This window comes from Longimonas haloalkaliphila, from assembly GCF_055379825.1.
In genome coordinates this window covers 979682-997582 of sequence record NZ_AP043948.1, presented here as the reverse complement: position 1 = coordinate 997582, position 17901 = coordinate 979682, and the positions used below count along the sequence as shown (strand labels likewise).

Annotated in this window: 13 protein-coding genes; 6 read left to right on the top strand and 7 right to left on the bottom strand. The window is 59.4% G+C overall.

Going from position 1 to position 17901, the window contains the following annotated elements:
• Positions 1-36 precede the first annotated feature (36 nt).
• The 3 genes from ACZ48V_RS03895 to ACZ48V_RS03885 form a co-directional block, all read right to left on the bottom strand.
• Positions 37-342 carry a hypothetical protein gene (locus tag ACZ48V_RS03895; protein WP_464541786.1) on the bottom strand — a complete coding sequence of 102 codons (306 nt, stop codon included), beginning with the start codon at positions 340-342 and terminating at the stop codon, positions 37-39.
• 238 nt (positions 343-580) lie between these two features.
• Positions 581-1558 carry a Gfo/Idh/MocA family protein gene (locus ACZ48V_RS03890; RefSeq protein WP_464541784.1) on the bottom strand — a complete coding sequence of 326 codons (978 nt, stop codon included), beginning with the start codon at positions 1556-1558 and terminating at the stop codon, positions 581-583.
• A gap of 133 nt (positions 1559-1691) precedes the next feature.
• Positions 1692-3065 carry a nicotinate phosphoribosyltransferase gene (locus ACZ48V_RS03885; RefSeq protein WP_464541782.1) on the bottom strand — a complete coding sequence of 458 codons (1374 nt, stop codon included), beginning with the start codon at positions 3063-3065 and terminating at the stop codon, positions 1692-1694.
• A gap of 187 nt (positions 3066-3252) precedes the next feature.
• Between ACZ48V_RS03885 and der the strand changes: the two genes are divergently transcribed.
• The 5 genes from der (at position 3253) to ACZ48V_RS03860 (ending at position 11326) form a co-directional block, all read left to right on the top strand.
• Positions 3253-4551, top strand: coding sequence for a ribosome biogenesis GTPase Der (gene der, locus ACZ48V_RS03880; RefSeq protein ID WP_464541780.1), 1299 nt, complete (start codon positions 3253-3255; stop codon positions 4549-4551).
• 42 nt (positions 4552-4593) lie between these two features.
• Positions 4594-5337, top strand: coding sequence for a CDP-alcohol phosphatidyltransferase family protein (locus ACZ48V_RS03875; protein WP_464541778.1), 744 nt, complete (start codon positions 4594-4596; stop codon positions 5335-5337).
• A gap of 264 nt (positions 5338-5601) precedes the next feature.
• Entirely contained in the window at positions 5602-6798 is a 1197-nt protein-coding gene (locus ACZ48V_RS03870; RefSeq protein ID WP_464541776.1) for a TolC family protein, read from the top strand.
• 45 nt (positions 6799-6843) lie between these two features.
• Complete coding sequence (locus tag ACZ48V_RS03865; RefSeq protein WP_464541774.1) at positions 6844-8175, top strand: efflux RND transporter periplasmic adaptor subunit; 1332 nt, start codon at positions 6844-6846, stop codon at positions 8173-8175.
• Positions 8176-8242: 67 nt separating this feature from the next.
• Positions 8243-11326 (top strand): efflux RND transporter permease subunit, encoded by a 3084-nt coding sequence (locus ACZ48V_RS03860; protein ID WP_464541773.1) that lies wholly within the window; start codon positions 8243-8245, stop codon positions 11324-11326.
• A 78-nt stretch (positions 11327-11404) separates the two neighbouring features.
• Here ACZ48V_RS03860 and ACZ48V_RS03855 read toward each other — a convergent pair whose 3' ends face one another.
• From ACZ48V_RS03855 to ACZ48V_RS03845, 3 genes are all read right to left on the bottom strand, one after another.
• Positions 11405-11941 (bottom strand): hypothetical protein, encoded by a 537-nt coding sequence (locus tag ACZ48V_RS03855; protein ID WP_464541772.1) that lies wholly within the window; start codon positions 11939-11941, stop codon positions 11405-11407.
• 191 nt (positions 11942-12132) lie between these two features.
• A complete protein-coding gene (locus ACZ48V_RS03850) occupies positions 12133-12396 on the bottom strand; it encodes a T9SS type A sorting domain-containing protein (protein WP_464541770.1) in 264 nt (87 codons plus the stop codon).
• Positions 12397-12507: 111 nt separating this feature from the next.
• Positions 12508-13083, bottom strand: coding sequence for a zinc-dependent metalloprotease family protein (locus tag ACZ48V_RS03845; protein ID WP_464541769.1), 576 nt, complete (start codon positions 13081-13083; stop codon positions 12508-12510).
• 989 nt (positions 13084-14072) lie between these two features.
• Here ACZ48V_RS03845 and ACZ48V_RS03840 point away from each other — a divergent pair.
• Positions 14073-15467, top strand: a complete 1395-nt coding sequence (locus ACZ48V_RS03840; RefSeq protein WP_464541767.1) for a serine hydrolase — start codon at positions 14073-14075, stop codon at positions 15465-15467.
• A gap of 35 nt (positions 15468-15502) precedes the next feature.
• On the opposite strand, the gene ACZ48V_RS03835 is transcribed toward ACZ48V_RS03840, so the two are convergent.
• Positions 15503-17884, bottom strand: coding sequence for an ABC transporter permease (locus ACZ48V_RS03835; protein ID WP_464541765.1), 2382 nt, complete (start codon positions 17882-17884; stop codon positions 15503-15505).
• Between the last annotated feature and the right edge of the window lie 17 nt (positions 17885-17901).

Sequence of the window (17901 nt, the reverse complement as noted above, 5' to 3'; positions counted from 1 at the left end):
CCTGCAGTCACCAACTCTGCAGTCATGATGGAGACGTTACGCGGCTTGACGCGAGGGCGACGTGGATCGCGTGCCCCGCTTGCCCGGACGCTCTGGATCGGTAGGAGCAGCCGTATTTCGTTCAGCCTCTGACCGAACTGCTTCCTGAGATGCTTCCTGAGGTACATCCGGTGTTTCCATTGGGTTTTTTCCGCACTCCAGGCAGGAGTAATGCCCGCTCGCGCTACGTGTCATCCACGGCGTCTGCGTTTCGCAGTGCGGGCAGTACGACCACACCTTCATGTAGTGGGCCGTCGCTTCGACCGAGGCGTTCAGGTAGCGAGAGATTTTCAACCACGTCATAGCAGGACGTCTTTTGGCAGGGAGTCCAGTGAAATGAGGGCGTGCAGCCACTCATCAGGGCGTCTCTACCTGCAGACGGACCGTCCGTTCAGCGCAAACACCCCTGAAAGGGCTTTCCGTTGCACCCTTTTAACACCGAAAGCCCTTTCACTGTCAACACGCAGATAAACTCCACAATCTGGAAGCGCTCTCAGAAAATCCGATGCCGGAGTTGTTGTGCTCATCGTTTCTGAGTATGCTACCACGGCTTTAATCCGATCGCTGCCCGCATCTTGTCGAGCGTGTCCAGCACCGCTACCGTATCGGCAAGCGGAAGAACCGGACTCTCGCCACGCCCCTCGTGCAGGCATTCGTGCACGTGCCGGGCCTCAAAGTGATAGCCATGCCCGGCAAAGGAATGGTCGTACGTCTCCGTGTCTACGCTTCGCCCGGTAAGCGACAGCGCTTGCCCGTGCCACCAGGGCGCATGCAGACGAAGCGTGCCGTCGGTGCCTGTAGCGTGGGCCAGTTGCGTACCCTGCTCCCGGAACGAAGTCGTCAGCACGGCCTCACGCCCCTCGCTGTACGAGAGCGTCGCGGTTACGTCTTCCTCAACCCCTGTAGCACCGCATGTCGCATCTACCGTACACGACGCCGGCGTACCCAGCAAGCGATGCGCCCACCACACCGCGTACACCCCCAGGTCGAGCAGCACGCCGCCCCCCAGATCCGGATCGTACAGCCGGTGCGAGGCGTCAAACGGGCGCCGCACGCTCAGATCCGCACGCACCGTCTGCAACGCCCCCAGCGTCTGCTGCTCAACCAGCACAAGCGCGCGCTGCACCGCCGGAATGAACGCTGTCCACATGGCCTCCATAGCAAACACCCCGGCGCGTTGGGCAGCACGGCGCACCTTTTCGGCCTCGGCAGCGCTCATCGCGAAAGGCTTCTCGACCAGCACCGGCTTACCCGCTTCTATGCACTGAAGGGCCTGCGTCGCATGAAAGGGATGCGGCGTGCCAATGTAGACAACATCGACAGCGTCCGATGCAATAAGCGCATCGTACGACGCAAATGCATGTTCGATGCGATGCGCCTCAGCGAACGCCTCAGCGCGCTCGGACGACCGCGAAGCCACCGCCGCACAGGTGCCCTCATCGCAGTGCGCAAGATCCTCGGCAAAAAGCGAGGCTATCGTACCGGTCCCCAGAAGTCCCCAGCGCAGCGGTCTTGACATATCAGCAGTAGGTTAGTAGTGTCTGAAAAGTAAGCGTGCAGGCGAGCGTCGAGCCGGGCGCGCTGGCGCACTGCAAGCCATCGTATACTTGCTATAAGGAAAGGTTATGCAGGGAGATGCGCACGCTGTGCCCTTACGACAGATCGTGTGCGGCCTTGAGCGCAGCCTCTGTTTCGGATGCCCGGTCTTCCAGCGCCTGTGATACGTCAACCGGATAGGCGTCGGCTTTGTCGAGAGTATGCAGCGCCTCAGGGAGCGTGGCGAGGGCGTCGTGCGCATGGGTCCGGCTCTGCGCAAGCGACGGCGCTGCTCCGGTGCGCTCCCCGTTGCGCATCACGCACTGCAGCAGCGGCTCACCGCCGTGCGACGCGTCGGCTGTCGTGATGATGTCTCCCGTTGCTGTACCGTCATCATCAAACGAACGATACACCTGCTTGCGCCCCGGCAGGTTCTTCTTGTTGGGCGCCAGCTTCATACGCGGCGTACCATCGTATCCGACCAGCTTGTACGCGCTGTCCAGGTAGGGCTGATCTTCCATCGTCCCAAGCTTGGTCCCCACGCCGAAGCCGTCAATGGGAGCCCCGTTCTGCACAAGCTCTGCAATGCGATGCTCGTCGAGCCCACCACTGGCCAGGATGTTCACATCTTCGAGTCCAGCCTCGTCGAGGATAGCGCGGGATCTGCGGGCCAGCTCGCCGAGGTCGCCCGAATCCAGCCGAATGCCGCGCACCTGAAAGTCATCGCCACGGACCTCAGCCATCTTCACGACGCGGCGCACGCCGTCGAGCGTGTCGTACGTATCCACCAGAAGCACGGTGCGGGGATAGAGATCAGCAAACGCGTCAAACGCCTCCTGCTCATGCGCGTGCGCCTCGATGTAGCTATGTGCCATGGTACCCGTCACTGGCAGGCCGTAGGTCTGCCCGGCTGCTACGTTCGAGGTCGCGTCGATCCCGGCGATATAGCCGGCGCGTGCCGCTTTGAGCGTCGCATCGACGCCGTGCATGCGCCGCATCCCGAAATCGGCGACGGTTCGGTCGGTGCCGTCTATGGTGGCAGCCTGCTTCACGCGCGCCGCCTTCGACGCATATCCCGTCTGGTACGTGATCTGATTCAGCAGAAACGTCTCTACCAGCTGCGCCTCCCCGATGGGAGCAACCACTTCGAGGAGAGGCTCGTTCGCAAAGACCGGCGTACCCTCGGGCACCGCGTAGACGTTGCCGGTAAAGCGGAAGTCGGCCAGACGATCCACAAAATCGTCGTCGAAGTCGTCGAGCGAGCGCAGGTAGTCGCGATCTGACGCCGTGAACTGAAGCCCTTCCAGATACGAGAGCACCGTATCGAGCCCGCATGCGAGCAGGTAGTTACGCTGCTTCAGGCGACGCACAAACAGCGAGAAAACGGCTGCCGCGTCCATGTTCTCGCGCTGATAGGCCTGCAGCATAGTAAGCTGGTAGAGATCCGTATGCAGGGCAGGCGAAGCGTTCGAATCAAACGAAAGAGCCATAGCAACGTGAGGATGGTGAGTAAACTGGGCAATGTGTCGTACCGCGTTGCCTTGTATGGAGTTTACAGGTTCACTCGTTTGTTGCGAAGGTGCCCGAATGCGACGCCTGCGTCGGAACGCAATTGGTGGCATTCGTTCAACATAATCTGTCTCTTTTATTCTATGCTGTCTGTTCTTCGCTGTCGCTATGCTTGTTGCTATTGTCGGGCGCCCCAACGTAGGCAAATCGACCCTCTTCAATCGCCTTACCGGACGCAAACGCGCGATCGTTGATGACCAGCCCGGTGTAACACGCGACCGCGTTTACGGTGAGGTCGACTGGGGCGGGCGCACCATTCCCATTGTGGATACGGGGGGCTACGTGCCGCACTCGGCTGAGCGCTTCGAAACCGCCATTCGCGAGCAGGTCGACATCGCGCTCTCGGATGCAGATGTCGTGCTGTTTGTAACGGATGTGACGACGGGCATCACCGATATTGACCAGGAGATGGCGCAGCGCTTTCGCCGGTCCGACACGCCGGTGCTGCTTGTCGCCAACAAAGCCGACAACGACGAACGTCGCTGGGCCGCCAACGAAATGTATGGCCTGGGTTTCGACGAGATCTACCCGGTGAGCGCATCCAACGGGATCGGCACCGGCGAGCTGCTCGATGCACTTCTGGAGGCGCTCCCCGAGAGCGACGAGGATACGCCCAGCGAGCGCACCGGCATTGCCGTGATCGGGCGGCCCAACGTAGGCAAGTCCTCGTTCATCAACGCCCTGCTCGGATTCGACCGCTCCATCGTAACCGAGGTTAGCGGCACCACCCGCGACGCCGTGCACTCGCAGGTGGAGTACGAGGGCCGCGAGCTCACCCTCATCGACACCGCCGGACTGCGAAAAAAAGCCAAAGTTAAGGAAAATATCGAGTTCTACAGCGCGCTGCGTAGCGAGCGCGCGGTGCGTGAAGCGGATGTATGCATCCTTATGGTGGATGCGACCGTAGGACTTGAAAATCAGGATGTACGTGTCTTTCGCGAGGCCGAGAAACACAAGAAGGGCATGGTGCTGGCCGTGAATAAGTGGGACCTGGTCGAGAAAGATACCAATACAGCCAAACGATACGAGGAATACTTCCACCGCATTCTGGACCGGCAGTCGCACGTACCCATTGTATTTACCTCAGCGGTTACGCGAAAGCGCGTGTACAAGGTGCTCGACACCGCGCTCCAGGTTGCCGACGAACGCGCCAAACGCATTCAGACGAGCACGCTCAACGACATGGTGCAGGCAGCGGTTGAAGCGCACCACCCGCCGACCTATCGCGGCAACTACGTGAAGATCAAGTATGCCACCCAGGTGCGTTCGAATCCGCCGGTGTTTGCGTTCTTTTGCAACCATCCCGATGGAATCAAAGAATCATATCGCCGTTACCTCGAAGGCAAGTTGCGTGAGGCTTTCGGATTCGACGGAATTCCGTTGACCCTGGTATTCAAACAAAAGTAGCGCCTTTTTCCTGACTGTGCCTGCCTCAGACGGACAGTACCTATGGCCACCGAATCATCGCCTCCACTTGTTGCCCGTCGCCTGCGCGCCTACGGCGTGCATGTGCTTACGGCCAGTGGGGTCGTGCTGGCGCTGCTTAGCCTGGGTGAACTGTTCAGCACAGAGCCTGACCTGCGCTGGGTGTTTGGCTACCTGGGCGCGGCCATCGTCATTGATGCGGTCGATGGCTCGTTGGCCCGTGAATGGGACGTGCTTACCTACGCCGCCAACACCGAAGGCCATACCCTTGACGATCTGGTCGATTATCTTACGTTTGTGTTCATCCCACTCGTGGTGGTGTGGCAGATGGACTGGCTCGTGGGTCCTGCCACGCTCTGGGTAGCTGCTGCGCTCGTGGCGAGTCTGTTCGGGTTCTCGCATGCCGAAGCCAAGCAGACCGAAACGGGCTTCTTCCGCGGCTTCCCATCCTACTGGAACTTGGTGGCGTACTATATCGGACTCATTGTGGTGGCCTACCCGGTCGTGGGGCCGTGGCTCATGACAGGGCTGGTGATCGTGCTCACCATTCTCACGCTGGTGCCCATTCAGGTAATCTATCCTACCCGTGCCCCTCAGCCATGGCGCATGCCCGTGCTCATCGGCGCGGTGGCCTGGGCCGGTCTGCTTCTGGCTATGCTCCCCACCTATCCCAATCTTCCCGCATGGGGGGATCCGTGGCTCTTCTACCTCTCGCTCATTTACCCGCTCTTCTACGGTGTTCTCTCGTACGTGGTAGCGTATCAGTGAGAAACGGTCAGTCGCCACGGTATGCTACCCCTCCACATGACCTCTTCACATAATACATATCCCCGTGTAGCAACGATGCGCATCATTGACAATTTATCGGGGTGGCGTACATAATATCAATATGTATTAACACACATAATAACACACATGGTCGTGTCCGGGTATTGGCGTACGATGCTGATTGTCTTGGGGGCAGCCGTTTTCACGAGTGCTCTCATACAGCCGGGGAGCGCATGGGGGATGCAAGCGTCCAGCTCATCTGCAATGACACATACGGCATCCGAATATACGGCATCTGACAAACCCGAGCGCATCACGCTCAACGAGGCGTTGCATCAGTTTCAGCAGCATAGCCTGGGACTTCAGCGCAGCCGGGCCGAAGCGGCTGAGCAGTCGGCCCGAGGTGCTCAGGATCTTGCATACCCTAATCCTGAGCTGGAGGTATCGCATGAGCCGCTATTTCGCGGCAGCGACCGTGCGTGGGAGGCGTACGCTGTGATCCATCAGCCGATCGAGTGGCCGGGGCATCGAAGCACCGAGCGCGAGATGGCGGCCCACACGCGAGAGGCTGCCCAGGCCGGGGCGCAGGTTGATAGCTTGCGGCTCGTGCATGAAGCGGCTCAAGCTTACATTGCCGCGGCCGCTGCCGAAGCGAAGCTGGCCTCGATCGAAGCAACCCTTCGCCTCTTCGAGCAGGCAGACTCAACCTATCAGCGGCGGTACGCAGAAGGCGATGTGTCGGGCTATGCCATCGAGCGTTTTCGGGTGGCGCACGCACGCATCATCAACCGTCAGGCGGATGCCGAACTGGAGGTAGGCGACACTCGCCGCACGCTGAACCGCCTCATCCAGGCCGACACCAACGGGGCCGCGTTGGCTCCCGCCGAGCTGCCTGATCTCGACGCTGAGCTTCCCGCCGTCCAGGAAGCCCAGACGCGGGCGGAGCAGCAGCGTCCAGCGCTCAGGCGCATCGAAGCGGAGCGCGCCACGGCAGAGGCGGCGCAGCGCGTAGCGAAACAGGATCGCATCCCCAGCCCTACCCTCATGGCCGGGTACAAACGACAATCCGACGGATTTGAGGGGGTGTTTTTTGGAGCGGAGATTCCCATCCCGGCGTTTGACCGCAACGCGCCACAGATACGCGCCGAGCAGGCGCGGCTAGAGGGCGCCGAAACCACGCGCCGCCTCCTGCAACGCCAAATCGAGGACGAGGTCCGCACCGCCCACGCAGCCTACACATCGGTGACCGAACGCCGCGCCCGGCTCAACACCGCAGGCGCCTCGCCCAACGCGCTTCTTGCCCGAGCCGAATCGCGCTATGCCGAAGGCGAGATGGAACTCTCCGATCTGCTTGATGCGGCGGAGACGTACGCCGAAGCCCGGTCGATCGCCATCGACCTGAAGACCGACCAGTGGATGCGCTATCTCGACCTGCTTCGCGCCATGGGGGAGACCCCGTAACCTCTCTTTTCTTTGCAACCACTCTGCTGCCAAACTCGGCCTGCCATGTTTGCTACACGCACGTTTTTCGTCTGCCTTCTCGGTCTGCTCCTCGTTGGGGGCTGCGGATCCGATCATACCCATGACCACGACCCCCCCGGCCACGACGACACGCATGCCCACAATGGCCAGGAGCACACGCATGACGATCATGCAGATGAGGAGCACACGCACGCCCATGACGAGCCACACCATGGGGATGATGACCATGCGCACGACGAACACGAGGATCATTCGCACGGAGACCATACTCACGACCATGACGACGAGTATGTAGATCACGAACATGAGGAGCATGCCCATGATGACGAACATGCGTCGGGCATTCACCTTCCGGTAGCGGACCAGCAAGCCATTGGCCTTGCCGTTGATACAGCACGCACGGGCGAGGTCTCGGCGACCGTATCCGCAAGCGGCACCATTGAGCCGGTCGCCGGACAGCACGCCGTGGTGGCGGCGCCCGCGACGGGGCTGATCCGGGCCGATCGTAATCTGGAGGCGCCGGTGCCAGGCGACCGGGTGCGCGCAGGCGACGTGCTTGCGGTGCTTGCCCCCACCGATGATGGATCATATGCGGCCCTCAAGGCGCGGGTAGAGCGGCTGCAGCGAGAAGTGGAACGGGCCGAACGGCTGTACGCCGATGATGCCATCCCTGAGCGCCGTCTCGTTGAAGCGCGCCATGACCTGGAGGTGGCCGCGGCATCGCTCGAATCCATCGGCGGCTCCACCGAGGACGAGGGCTACAATATGACGCTACGTGCGCCGCTTGACGGATGGGTGCAGCAACGCATGCTCACGCCGGGCACCCACGTGGCCACCGGCGACCGGCTCTTCACGGTCGCCAACACCGAACGCGTGTGGCTCCGTGTTCATGTACCGGCTGCCTCCGCTGCACAGATCCGCAATGAGGGGCAGCAGGCCACCTTCACCGTTGAGGGACATGCGGAATCCTTTGCAACGGACCAAATCGTTTCTGTGGGCTCGGCTATCGACCCAGACGAGCGCACGTTGCCGGTGGTGTTTCGGGTAGATAACAGCGATGAACGCTTCAAGATCGGCATGCTCGCTGAAGCACGCCTACCCGTCGCCAGGGCCACGCGTGGCGTAACCATCCCGTCTACGGCAATCCGTGCGGAAGACGGCATCCCCGTCGCCTACGTCCAGACCCACGCGGACACGTTCGAGCGTCGCATCCTTCAGACCGGCCCGAGCGACGGGGTGCATACGATTGTTGAGGCCGGTATCGAGTCCGGAGAGGTGGTGGTGACGCAGGGGGCGTACCAAGTCTACCTTGCCTCAGTGGATACCGAGACCGGCGGTCATCATCACCATCATTGATCGAGACGTGCCCCGTCTACCTGATCTCGTCTGACGACATCGTCCTTTTTCACGATTCTGCCTTCTTATGCTACGCGCCATCGTTCGCTGGTGCCTGAGCAACCGCGTGGTCTCGCTCCTTACGGCGGGCCTTCTGCTCATTGCGGGCATCTACGCTGCTGTAACCATGCCCGTGGATGTTTTTCCGGACCTCTCAGCGCCCACCGTAACGGTACTCACCGAAACGCGCGACATGGCAACCGAAGAGGTCGAAACGCTCGTCACCCGCCCGATTGAAACGAGCGTACACGGCGCCACCGATGTCCGCCGCATTCGCTCAAATTCAATGCAGGGTATCTCGGTCGTGTACGTCGAGTTTGACTGGGGGACCGACGTGTTTGGGGCGCGTCAGATTGTGAATGAGCGCCTGCAGCAGGTGCAGGGCGACCTCCCCGACGGTATCGATGCGCCCGCACTTGCCCCGGTGGCCTCCATCATGGGCGAGATTCTGATCGTGGGGCTTACGAGCAGGGAGCACGAGGAGACCGATCTGCGCTCCGTAGCGGACTGGGACATCCGTCCGCGGCTGCTTGCACTGGAGGGCGTCGCTCAGGTCGTGACGCACGGCGGGGCCGTCAAAGAATACCAGGTGCAGCCTGACCTCAACGCCATGCAGGCCGCGGGGGTTACGCTTAGCGATGTGCTTGCGGCTACCGCTGGAGCCAACCGCAACACCTCGGGGGGCATCTATCAGGAAGATGGTGAGGAGGTGCAGATTCGCGGGCTCGGGCGTGCTTACGACCTGGAATCCATCGGCGAAACCGTGGTGAACAGTCGAAGCGAAGCAGCGCCCACCCGCCTGCGCGACATTGCTGCGGTCGAGATTGGAGCCAAACCGCGGCTCGGCACCGGATCGGTCAACGCCGAGTCGGCCGTTATCTTCTCCATTCAAAAACAGCCCGGGGTAAATACGCTCGCGCTCACCGACGCTGTCGATGCCGAACTCGACCGTATCCAGGCCGACCTGCCAGGCAGCATGACCGTTGAGCGCGACCTGTTTCGGCAGTCCGACTTCATCACGCTCGCGGTGGACAACGTCATTACGGCGCTTCAGTACGGAGCGCTGCTGGTGGTGCTTATCCTGTTTCTGTTCCTGTGGAACGTACGCACCACGGGCATCTCGCTCGTGGCGCTTCCTCTGGCGCTTGCGTTCACCTTCCTGGCGATGTACAGCTTCGGCATCACCATCAACACCATGACCCTGGGCGGCCTGGCTATTGCTATCGGGGCGCTGGTGGATGATGCGATTATCGATGTCGAGAACGCCTTTCAGCGGCTGAAGGAGAACGCCGCACGGCCACCGGACGAGCAGGCCTCTATCTGGAATGTCGTCTTCGAGTCGTCGATGGAGGTGCGGCGTCCGATCGTGATTACCACGGTGGCTATCGTCGTCATCTTCGTGCCGCTGTTCTTTCTTACCGGCATCGAAGGGCGTCTGCTGCGCCCGCTTGGGTTTGCCTACATCGTGGCGATCATTGCGTCGCTGCTCGTGGCAATTACGGTTACGCCCGTGCTCTGCTACTACCTGCTGCCCAACGCCCCCACCGTACAGCAAGCTGAAGATCCATGGCTGATCCGACGGTTGAAGGCCGGATATGAGCCCCTGTTGGACGCATCACTCCGGCATCGCCGTGCGGTAGCGATTGGGGCCGGCGTGTTGGTGGTGGCTACGCTGGTCGCGATGCCCTTTCTGGGGCGCGGCTTCCTGCCCGATTTTCAGGAGGAAACGCTTGTCGTAACGGTCGCGGCCCCTCCCGGAACGGGATTGGATGTGTCGGATGAGATCGGGCAGCGCGTGGAATCCGAAATGCTCACGCATCCAGCCGTTACCTCCACGTCGCGGCGCACCGGACGCGCAGCGATGGATGAGCATATCCAGGGCGCACATTCCAGCGAGATCGATGTGCAGCTTGACCTGTCTACCCACACAGTCAGCGAGGTCATGACAGACGTGCGGGCCACCCTCAGCGAGTTATCGGTTGGGGCGAATACATCGCTTGGGCAGCCCATTGGGCACCGCATTGACCACATGTTGGCGGGAACCGAGGCCGCCATTGCAATCAAGGTCTTCGGCCCTGACCTGATTCAGCTTCGCACGCTGGGCGAATCGATAGAGGCAGCGATCACCGATGTTGAAGGAGCGGTGGATGTGAACGTGGCCCAGCAAACACATGTGCCGCAGCTGCACATCGACGCCAATCGAAGCGCCATGGCACGCTACGGCGTAACACCCGGCCACCTGGCCGACTACATCGACGTTGGCCTACGGGGGACAGCGGTGTCGGAGGTGCTGGAGGGCGAGGCGCGCTACGACCTAACGGTGCGCCTGCCCGAAGACCAGCGCGGCACGGAGGCGGCCATCCGGTCGGTTCGGATGGATACGCCAAACGGGCCCCGCGTGGCCCTGAACGACCTGGCCGACGTACGCCGCGAAGCCGGTCCAAACGCTGTAAGTCGCGAAAATGCCCGTCGTGTGCTTACCGTATCCGCCAACGCAGCCGGTCGTGACGTGGGGAGCGTGGTGCAAGACATCCAGCAGCAGGTGGATGCGGCGATCGACCTGCCGGATGGCTATTTCGTGCAGATTGGCGGGCAGTACGCCCAGGCGCAACAGGCCGCACAGACCATCACCGCCCTCACGATTCTCGCCCTGCTCGTTGTGCTGATGGTACTGATTCAGGCGCTGGGAAGCACGCGCGGCGCTGTCCTTATTCTCGCAAACCTGCCGCTGGCCCTCACCGGCGGCGTGGCCATCCTGTGGCTGCTTGGAGAGCCCCTCACAATTGCCGCACTTGTCGGATTCATCACGCTCTTTGGCATCGCCATCCGCAATGGCATCCTGCTGGTTGATCGCTACCTCGACAACCTGCAAGCCGGGCAGTCTTTGCGCACAGCCATTGTAGAAGGCTCCATGCGCCGGCTGAGCCCAATTCTGATGACCGCACTGACCGCGGGACTCGCTCTCATCCCCCTGGCGCTTAGCGGCGGACAGCCCGGCAATGAGATCCAGGCGCCCCTGGCCATGGTCGTGCTGGGTGGCCTCCTTACCGCTACTGCGCTAAACATGATTGTTCTCCCCGCCCTGTTTCTGCTCTTCGGGCGACGCAGTTGATCGGTAGAGCTGCCCTATCTCGTGCTTTGAAAGGGCTTCTTCGTTTAGTGGGAATAGTTTGTAGCAGAGTACCCCGGCTCAATCCCGGTAATCCTCGTAGTAGAGTTTGAACTCACCATCGGTGACATGTACCGTGTCGGGGAGTCGATACAGGTGTTCAAACTCATCGCGTTCGTAGTCGCGCCGGGCAAAACTCCCCTGCCAGGTGCCCTCAACGACTTTACGCGCGTCGTCGTACCGGGTGATGGTAACCGTATTGGTAGAGTCGGGAATAGGATCATGGAAAGAAATCTGTACATCATAGTCCAGACCAGTAATTCGGCCACCGTAGTTGCGGAGGAACCCCTTAACGTCCTCACGTTGATGTGTGTCAAGAGAGTAGGTGCCCTCACCATCAAAGGGTATTGTGAGACCAAACTGTTGAATATAGTAGATTTCTGCAAGCTCTTCCTGGCGAAACAGGATGTCGAGGTGGTTTTCAAAGGGAAACCCACCTCGTATCATTTTCTCTGCCTCGGCAGACACCGCAGGCCATTCCTCGCCGTTGACTTTGAAGGAGTACTCGTTTTCAGGTTCGTCCTCTTCGGGTTCATCGTCATCGCTTAATCCAAGCACATTGCACCCGGCTAACAATATGAGGCATAAAGGCAGGATTAGTGCAACGATTCGTTTGCTTGATCGCTCATTACGTCGCATCATGATCATTGGTCACTTTAGAGGGGGAGACTGAATATCAAAAATAAAGGGAAGGCGGTTACTGCAGCGGTTATTGCATGAGTAGTCCGCCTTCCCTCTTGGCGTTGCGATTATTTGACCACGGTTATCGTTGTGGTCTCTTGTTGCCCTTCAGCATCAAGATGGACGATATAGGTTCCGCTTGATAAAGACGTAGCATCCAGCATCACGCTATGCTGCCCGGGTTGATACCGACCCTCAGCAATTGTCGTGATACGACGACCCGTTATATCAAACAGGGTTAGTGTAGCATCTGTCTGTTGAGGCACAGAAAAACCAATGGTGGTTGAAGTCCCAAACGGGTTTGGATAATTACCATCCAGCGTATATGCCATAATAGTTGAGGCATAACGTCTGAAAGGTAACCATGATGTTGGTCGATATGAGAACCGATGACCGAATGCATAGCTGTAGGCTCCAACACCTGTTGGGTCATTCGGATGGTGCTATCCTGCCTGTAAATGGCCTACCTCATGAGCGAATGTGTAAGACCCTCCAGTTGCTGCATCGGCCTGGACAATAGCATATGCACGATTGGATTCAAGCGTAATCGTACCGGCAATACCAAGTATTCCACCATACGGGCCGTCAGTCATCAGAACAACGACGTCAGCATCGTGAGTATCTCGGAGTTGCTGAACGTTAAAGTTGGATATAAGTCTCTCAAGATCACCTTGCGCATCAAAAGGGGTTTCTGCGAAGTCAAACTCTTGCATATGGGCAATCGAGAGATCGATGTTGTTCACCAGGCTGCTTGTATACGCCTGATTCGTCTCTGACACAGCAAGCGTGATAATGTCTTCAATATCACGTCCTTGAGCAGCGCTTGGTGTATACAGAGCCAGAACACTTGCATCTTGTACAGAACACGATTTCTGTGCTGAAGCATCTTGCTGGTTCAGGTTTATAGAAGGATCTGTTGCCGCATCTGCGTCTACAGCAATACCCTCTTCATTCTGTTGCGGTGTTTCTTCTCCAGTTCTACTACTGGCGTGAAAGAGGGGGGTACTCTGCTTCTTCATCTACCTGAAAGGAAATTCCCAGCACAGGATGATTGTGAAGAGCCGGGTTAGTAGAAACCAGATCCACCTCTGCAGAATGGGGAGACTCTTCTATCGCACTGAGACGCTCTGTCGACGATGAAGATAACTGTTGTTCAATGTCCTCTTCCAAACTAAATAACTGATGCACCGAAGTCTGGGCCTGCAGACATACAGGAACCAATAGAAAAGCAATAATAGCACAAAAGATACTATATGTTTGTTAGATAGGAGGGAGTAGCAAACGCATAACGAATTTGATTTGATAAGTTTGGTAGCGGCTCAATGGTAAGTGATTGCCATGTTAGGTTACTTCATCACGGTTCGCTGAAACCCCCTCTGTCTTCGAGCTTCGCCGCAGGCGTGATCCTGTGGACATCTCCCCCTTGGATAAGGGGGAGAAACCCGTAGGGAGAGGGGGTTCGACTGATAGGCGACTCCGGTGGCCAATTGCTTGATCACTTAGCGTCTATCCACTGCCATAAGTTTTAAGTGATAATGCAAAACTGAAAAGAGAGTGAATATTGACTTACGCAACAAATTAATGTGTAATTGGGGTTAATCAATTGATTTTAGCCCCAAGATTCTGGGCTTCAAGCCACATTCTAACCTGGGGCGCCCCTTGGCTGCTTTATCCGCTCTTCTACGCCGTGCTGTCGTACGTAGCGGCGTATCGATAGGAAGCGGACGTTCGTGCGTAGTTGCTCACGTTTTACCGGTTACCCGCACCTCTCTCTGAGCGGCCTCAAACACAGATATCTATGCGCACGTACGCAGTTGCAGTTGACATCCGTCACCTCGTCGCGAAGCTCTGCCTCGTGACGTAGCTGTTCAGGGGCACTACAAGCATGCCCCTCCAGATGCCTCTGCCCCGTTCTATACATAGGAGATAGCGAACGCGTGGATCAAATGGGTAACTCCGATTTGCATGAAACCTGCTCCGCGAAACTGTCACGATATCGCAGACTGCCATGAACACCCGCGCGCTGTCGATTGCCTTTCTCGTTTTCGTATTCCTTGCGGGATGCAACGCCCCCGGCTCTGCTATGGAGGACGACCCGTCCTCCGACGATCCTACGCCCGATGACGACCGCTACGAATTGGCCGCGTCGTACTCTGCCGAGAAAGCGGGCGATGCAATTGTCATCTACGAGGCCGGCGACGTCAACCGCGCTGAGGGACAGAATGGCTTCGACCTTGATGCCCCGCACTTTCTCGCCAGCGGCACCAAATCGTTTGCCGGCGTAATAGCTTGGGCCGCCGCTGAAGATGGGCTGCTGAACATAGACGCGCCCGTATCCGATGTCGTCCCCGAATGGAACAACGACGAGGCGAAAGCCTCCATCACCCTATACCAGCTGCTCACTCTGACGTCTGGACTGGACGCCGGCTCTCCAGGTCAGGCTCCGAATTTTGAAGAAGCGCTGGCGGCTGATCTCGTCCATGCACCGGGCGAGGGCTTTCGGTACGGGCCAGGTGCCTTTCAAGCGTTTGGAGGTGTCCTGACGCAGGTCCTCGACGGCGAAGGACCGACCGACTACCTGCAGCGCCGCATTCTCGACCCGATCGGAGCCTCGTTCGACCACTGGAACCGCGTAGACGGCGATCCGCAGTTGGCCGGGGGCGCTCACATGACAGCCGATGACTGGCTCCGCTTTGGCCAACTGATTCTGCAGGATGGCTCCTGGAACGGCACGCAGGTTGTACCATCTGGTCTACAGGATGCGCTACTTCAAGCACCTGAAGCAGCCCCCGCCTATGGCCTGTCGTTCTGGCTGAACGCTCCGGTGTCAGAAAACGCCTCCTTTCTCGATGAAACGCCAATCCGTGCAGATCGCGACGGTGCGGATGGCTTTATCTACGCCGACGGTCCCAACGATGTCTTGATGGCTGCCGGACTGTTCAACCAGCGGCTGTACGTCATTCCCTCTCGCGAGATGGTTATCGTGCGTTTTGGTCGGGCCGATCCGTCCTGGAACGACGCCGAGTTCCTGGCCCGGGTATTGGACGGTGAGGCAATTGAGCGTCCATCGGTCCGCACCGGCAACCAACGAACTGAGAATCCAGATCTAATCGCCCGTCTGCGGTTGGCGCAGCTGACGAACGAACTTGACCTGACGCCCGATCAACGGGCCACCCTGCGACCTGTTATCGAGGATCACATAGACGCGATGAGCGAACTCCTTGGCCCCTTTCGCTCAGATGAACGCCTGCGCTCCGGGCAGCGAATTCGGCTGCTGCGGCAGATCCGAACCCAGCAAGAAGCCACTGACGAGGCCATCGAAGCTGTCCTGACAGAGGGACAGGTGGAGCGCTACCGCATGCTCCGCAACGAGGAGCGCGAGACGTGGTGGGAGCAGCGGTAAGCGTCTCAGGCGCTTTCTACCTTTATCTGAAATGGCTACTCATACCGCAGTACCTGTACCGGGTCGCGGGTGGCGATGCGGTAGCTATGCAGCCCAACCGTGAGCAGCAGCACGAGCAGGATAGCCGCCAGGCCAACCAAGAACACACCCACGCCCATATCGATGCGGTACGCGAGAAAGCCGAGCCACCACCGGTTCAGCAGCCATGCCAACGGTATGGCAAGTCCTACCGAGGCCCCGGCAACCCACGCAAACTCCTTGGAGAGCACGCCCGTGAGCTGTGGCACCGACGCCCCCATGACTTTACGAATGCCAATTTCTTTCGTCCGGGCCTGCGTGGCATAGGCGGCCATCCCAAAAAGCCCGAGTCCGGCAATCAGTAGCGCAAACAGCGCGGTTAGGCCGATGAGTGTGAGTGGGTCCTCGACCGCAAGCACCTGGTCCAGCGCTGCGTTGTAGGGCGAAGCCTCCAGTTCATTCACCGGGTCGAGGGAGGGCCAGAGCCCTTCGATACGTGAGAGAATAGCGTCATGAGCGTCAGGGTTAGCACGGATGAGTGCGTAGTCGATGCGATCTGCATCAGAGGTAAGCACGGCCGGTTCGATGGCTGAATGAAACACGTCGTGGTGAAAATCGCGCATCACGCCGACGACCTCGTAGGAGGTATCCTCTCCACGAGTTACCTGCGCACCCACTGCGTCAGCCGGATCGCTAAAGCCCAGCGCCCGTGCGCCGGTTTCGTTGACGACCGCCTCGCCCGAACCCCCTGTACGTGTCAGCGAGCGTCCGGCAACGAGATCAACTCCCAGGGTGGCGAGCACGTCCGCATCCCCGGAAAGCCGGTAGAAGGTTGGATACTCTTCCTGGCCAGTCAGGCGAAAGGTTTGAAAGTAGCGTGCCCCTACAACCGGTAGCGTTGAGATTCCCGATATGCGCTCCACACCGGGATGCTGCTCCATTTCCTGTCGCAGTACGTCCAACGAGGCATCCTGGAGCTCGACCTGCACGAGATGATCGCGGTCGAAGCCGTAGTCGGCCTCCATCATGAAGGTGGCCTGCCGGTAGAGGAGCAGCGTCGACACGATGAGCACGAACGAGATCACAAGTTGTATGCCCAGCAGCGTGCGTCGCAGGCGCGAACGGCCCACGGGAGCGGATCGCTGGCTCGTAGCGTTTCCCGTCAGAACGCTCAACGGTGAGGGCCTCGAGAGCGTCCACGCCGGGTATGCTCCGGCGATGATTCCGAGTATCAGAGCGGTGAGCACCATCGGAAGGAGCACAACCGGGTCCTGCAGCGGCGCGAAGGTCAGGCGTAGTCCAACGAGTTCAGTAAAGAACAGGCTGTTGAAGAACGACACCAGGGCAGGCAATAGCAGGAGCGCAAGGCCCAGCGCGAGGAAGCTCAGCACAACGGCTTCCACCACAAACTGAGCCGCCACCTGCCAGCGCTGCGCCCCAATGGTTTTACGTACGCCCACCTCACGCGTCCGCTCGGAGGCCCGGGCGAGCGACAAATTGGTGAACGTGAAGGCGGCGGCAATCAAAATAAGCAAGGCCAATCCACCGAGAAAATAGGCCACCACGGCGGGCACGGCACCGCGTGCAACTTCGTTATTCAGGTAGGGCCCAAGCGCGATGTTTGTTACAGCCTGCAGCCGAAAGCTATAACGCGTGTCGCCTTGTTCAGCGGCTTCTGGGAAGTGTTCAGCTCGAATGGAGGCCAGTGCATTGTCAAACTGATTTGGCGTTATGCCTGGCGCCAGCAGCAGATAATTGTGGTATGACCAGAAGGTACGTTGCCAATCGTCAAGGTAGGTGGCGCGTTCGGCTTCTTGCGTGGCGAAGGAGAGCAGCAGATCGAACGAAAGATGCGACCGCCCGGGCGTCTCGCCCACGATTCCGGCAACGGTGAACGTTCCGATGCCGTCCAGTTCAAGCACTTCGCCCATCGGATCCGTATCACCGAAGGCCCGCTCGGCCCACGCCGCAGACACCAGCGCCTGGCCCGGCTCATCAAGCGCCTCTGTCCGGCCTCGCAACAGCGGCCAATCGAACAGATCAAAGAAATTGGACTCGGCATAGAAGCCCTCAAACGACACGCTGCCCACCTCAAACACGGCGTACCCGGATGTGTAATCGAGCCGGGTCATCGCCTCCACGCCCGGATACTGGTCCTGTAGGGTGGGGCCAAGGCGCGCGGGCGAGGAGGCAAACTCGGCAGAGCCGGAGTGGGACACCACGCGGTAGAGCCGGTCGGCGTGCTCGTGGTGCCGGTCGTGCTGCCACTGATCGAACAGGAAGAGCACCAGCAGCAGGCAGACGGCCAGGCTCACCGTAAGGCTCAGCACGTTAATCAGCGAAAACTGCCGGTGCCGCCAGATATTCCGCCAGGCAATCTTCAGGTAATTACGAAGCATGGGGCGTCAGTGGGGTA

Bases quoted from the DNA above. Each gene is read 5' to 3' on its own strand.
- ACZ48V_RS03860 (WP_464541773.1), top strand. From the start codon at position 8,243: ATGCTACGCGCCATCGTTCGCTGGTGCCTGAGCAACCGCGTGGTCTCG.
- ACZ48V_RS03865 (WP_464541774.1), top strand. From the start codon at position 6,844: ATGTTTGCTACACGCACGTTTTTCGTCTGCCTTCTCGGTCTGCTCCTC.
- ACZ48V_RS03895 (WP_464541786.1), bottom strand. From the start codon at position 342: ATGACGTGGTTGAAAATCTCTCGCTACCTGAACGCCTCGGTCGAAGCG.
- ACZ48V_RS03840 (WP_464541767.1), top strand. From the start codon at position 14,073: ATGAACACCCGCGCGCTGTCGATTGCCTTTCTCGTTTTCGTATTCCTT.
- ACZ48V_RS03870 (WP_464541776.1), top strand. From the start codon at position 5,602: ATGACACATACGGCATCCGAATATACGGCATCTGACAAACCCGAGCGC.
- ACZ48V_RS03835 (WP_464541765.1), bottom strand. From the start codon at position 17,884: ATGCTTCGTAATTACCTGAAGATTGCCTGGCGGAATATCTGGCGGCAC.
- ACZ48V_RS03850 (WP_464541770.1), bottom strand. From the start codon at position 12,396: ATGGCATATACGCTGGATGGTAATTATCCAAACCCGTTTGGGACTTCA.
- ACZ48V_RS03845 (WP_464541769.1), bottom strand. From the start codon at position 13,083: ATGAAGAAGCAGAGTACCCCCCTCTTTCACGCCAGTAGTAGAACTGGA.
- ACZ48V_RS03875 (WP_464541778.1), top strand. From the start codon at position 4,594: ATGGCCACCGAATCATCGCCTCCACTTGTTGCCCGTCGCCTGCGCGCC.
- ACZ48V_RS03885 (WP_464541782.1), bottom strand. From the start codon at position 3,065: ATGGCTCTTTCGTTTGATTCGAACGCTTCGCCTGCCCTGCATACGGAT.
- der (WP_464541780.1), top strand. From the start codon at position 3,253: ATGCTTGTTGCTATTGTCGGGCGCCCCAACGTAGGCAAATCGACCCTC.
- ACZ48V_RS03890 (WP_464541784.1), bottom strand. From the start codon at position 1,558: ATGTCAAGACCGCTGCGCTGGGGACTTCTGGGGACCGGTACGATAGCC.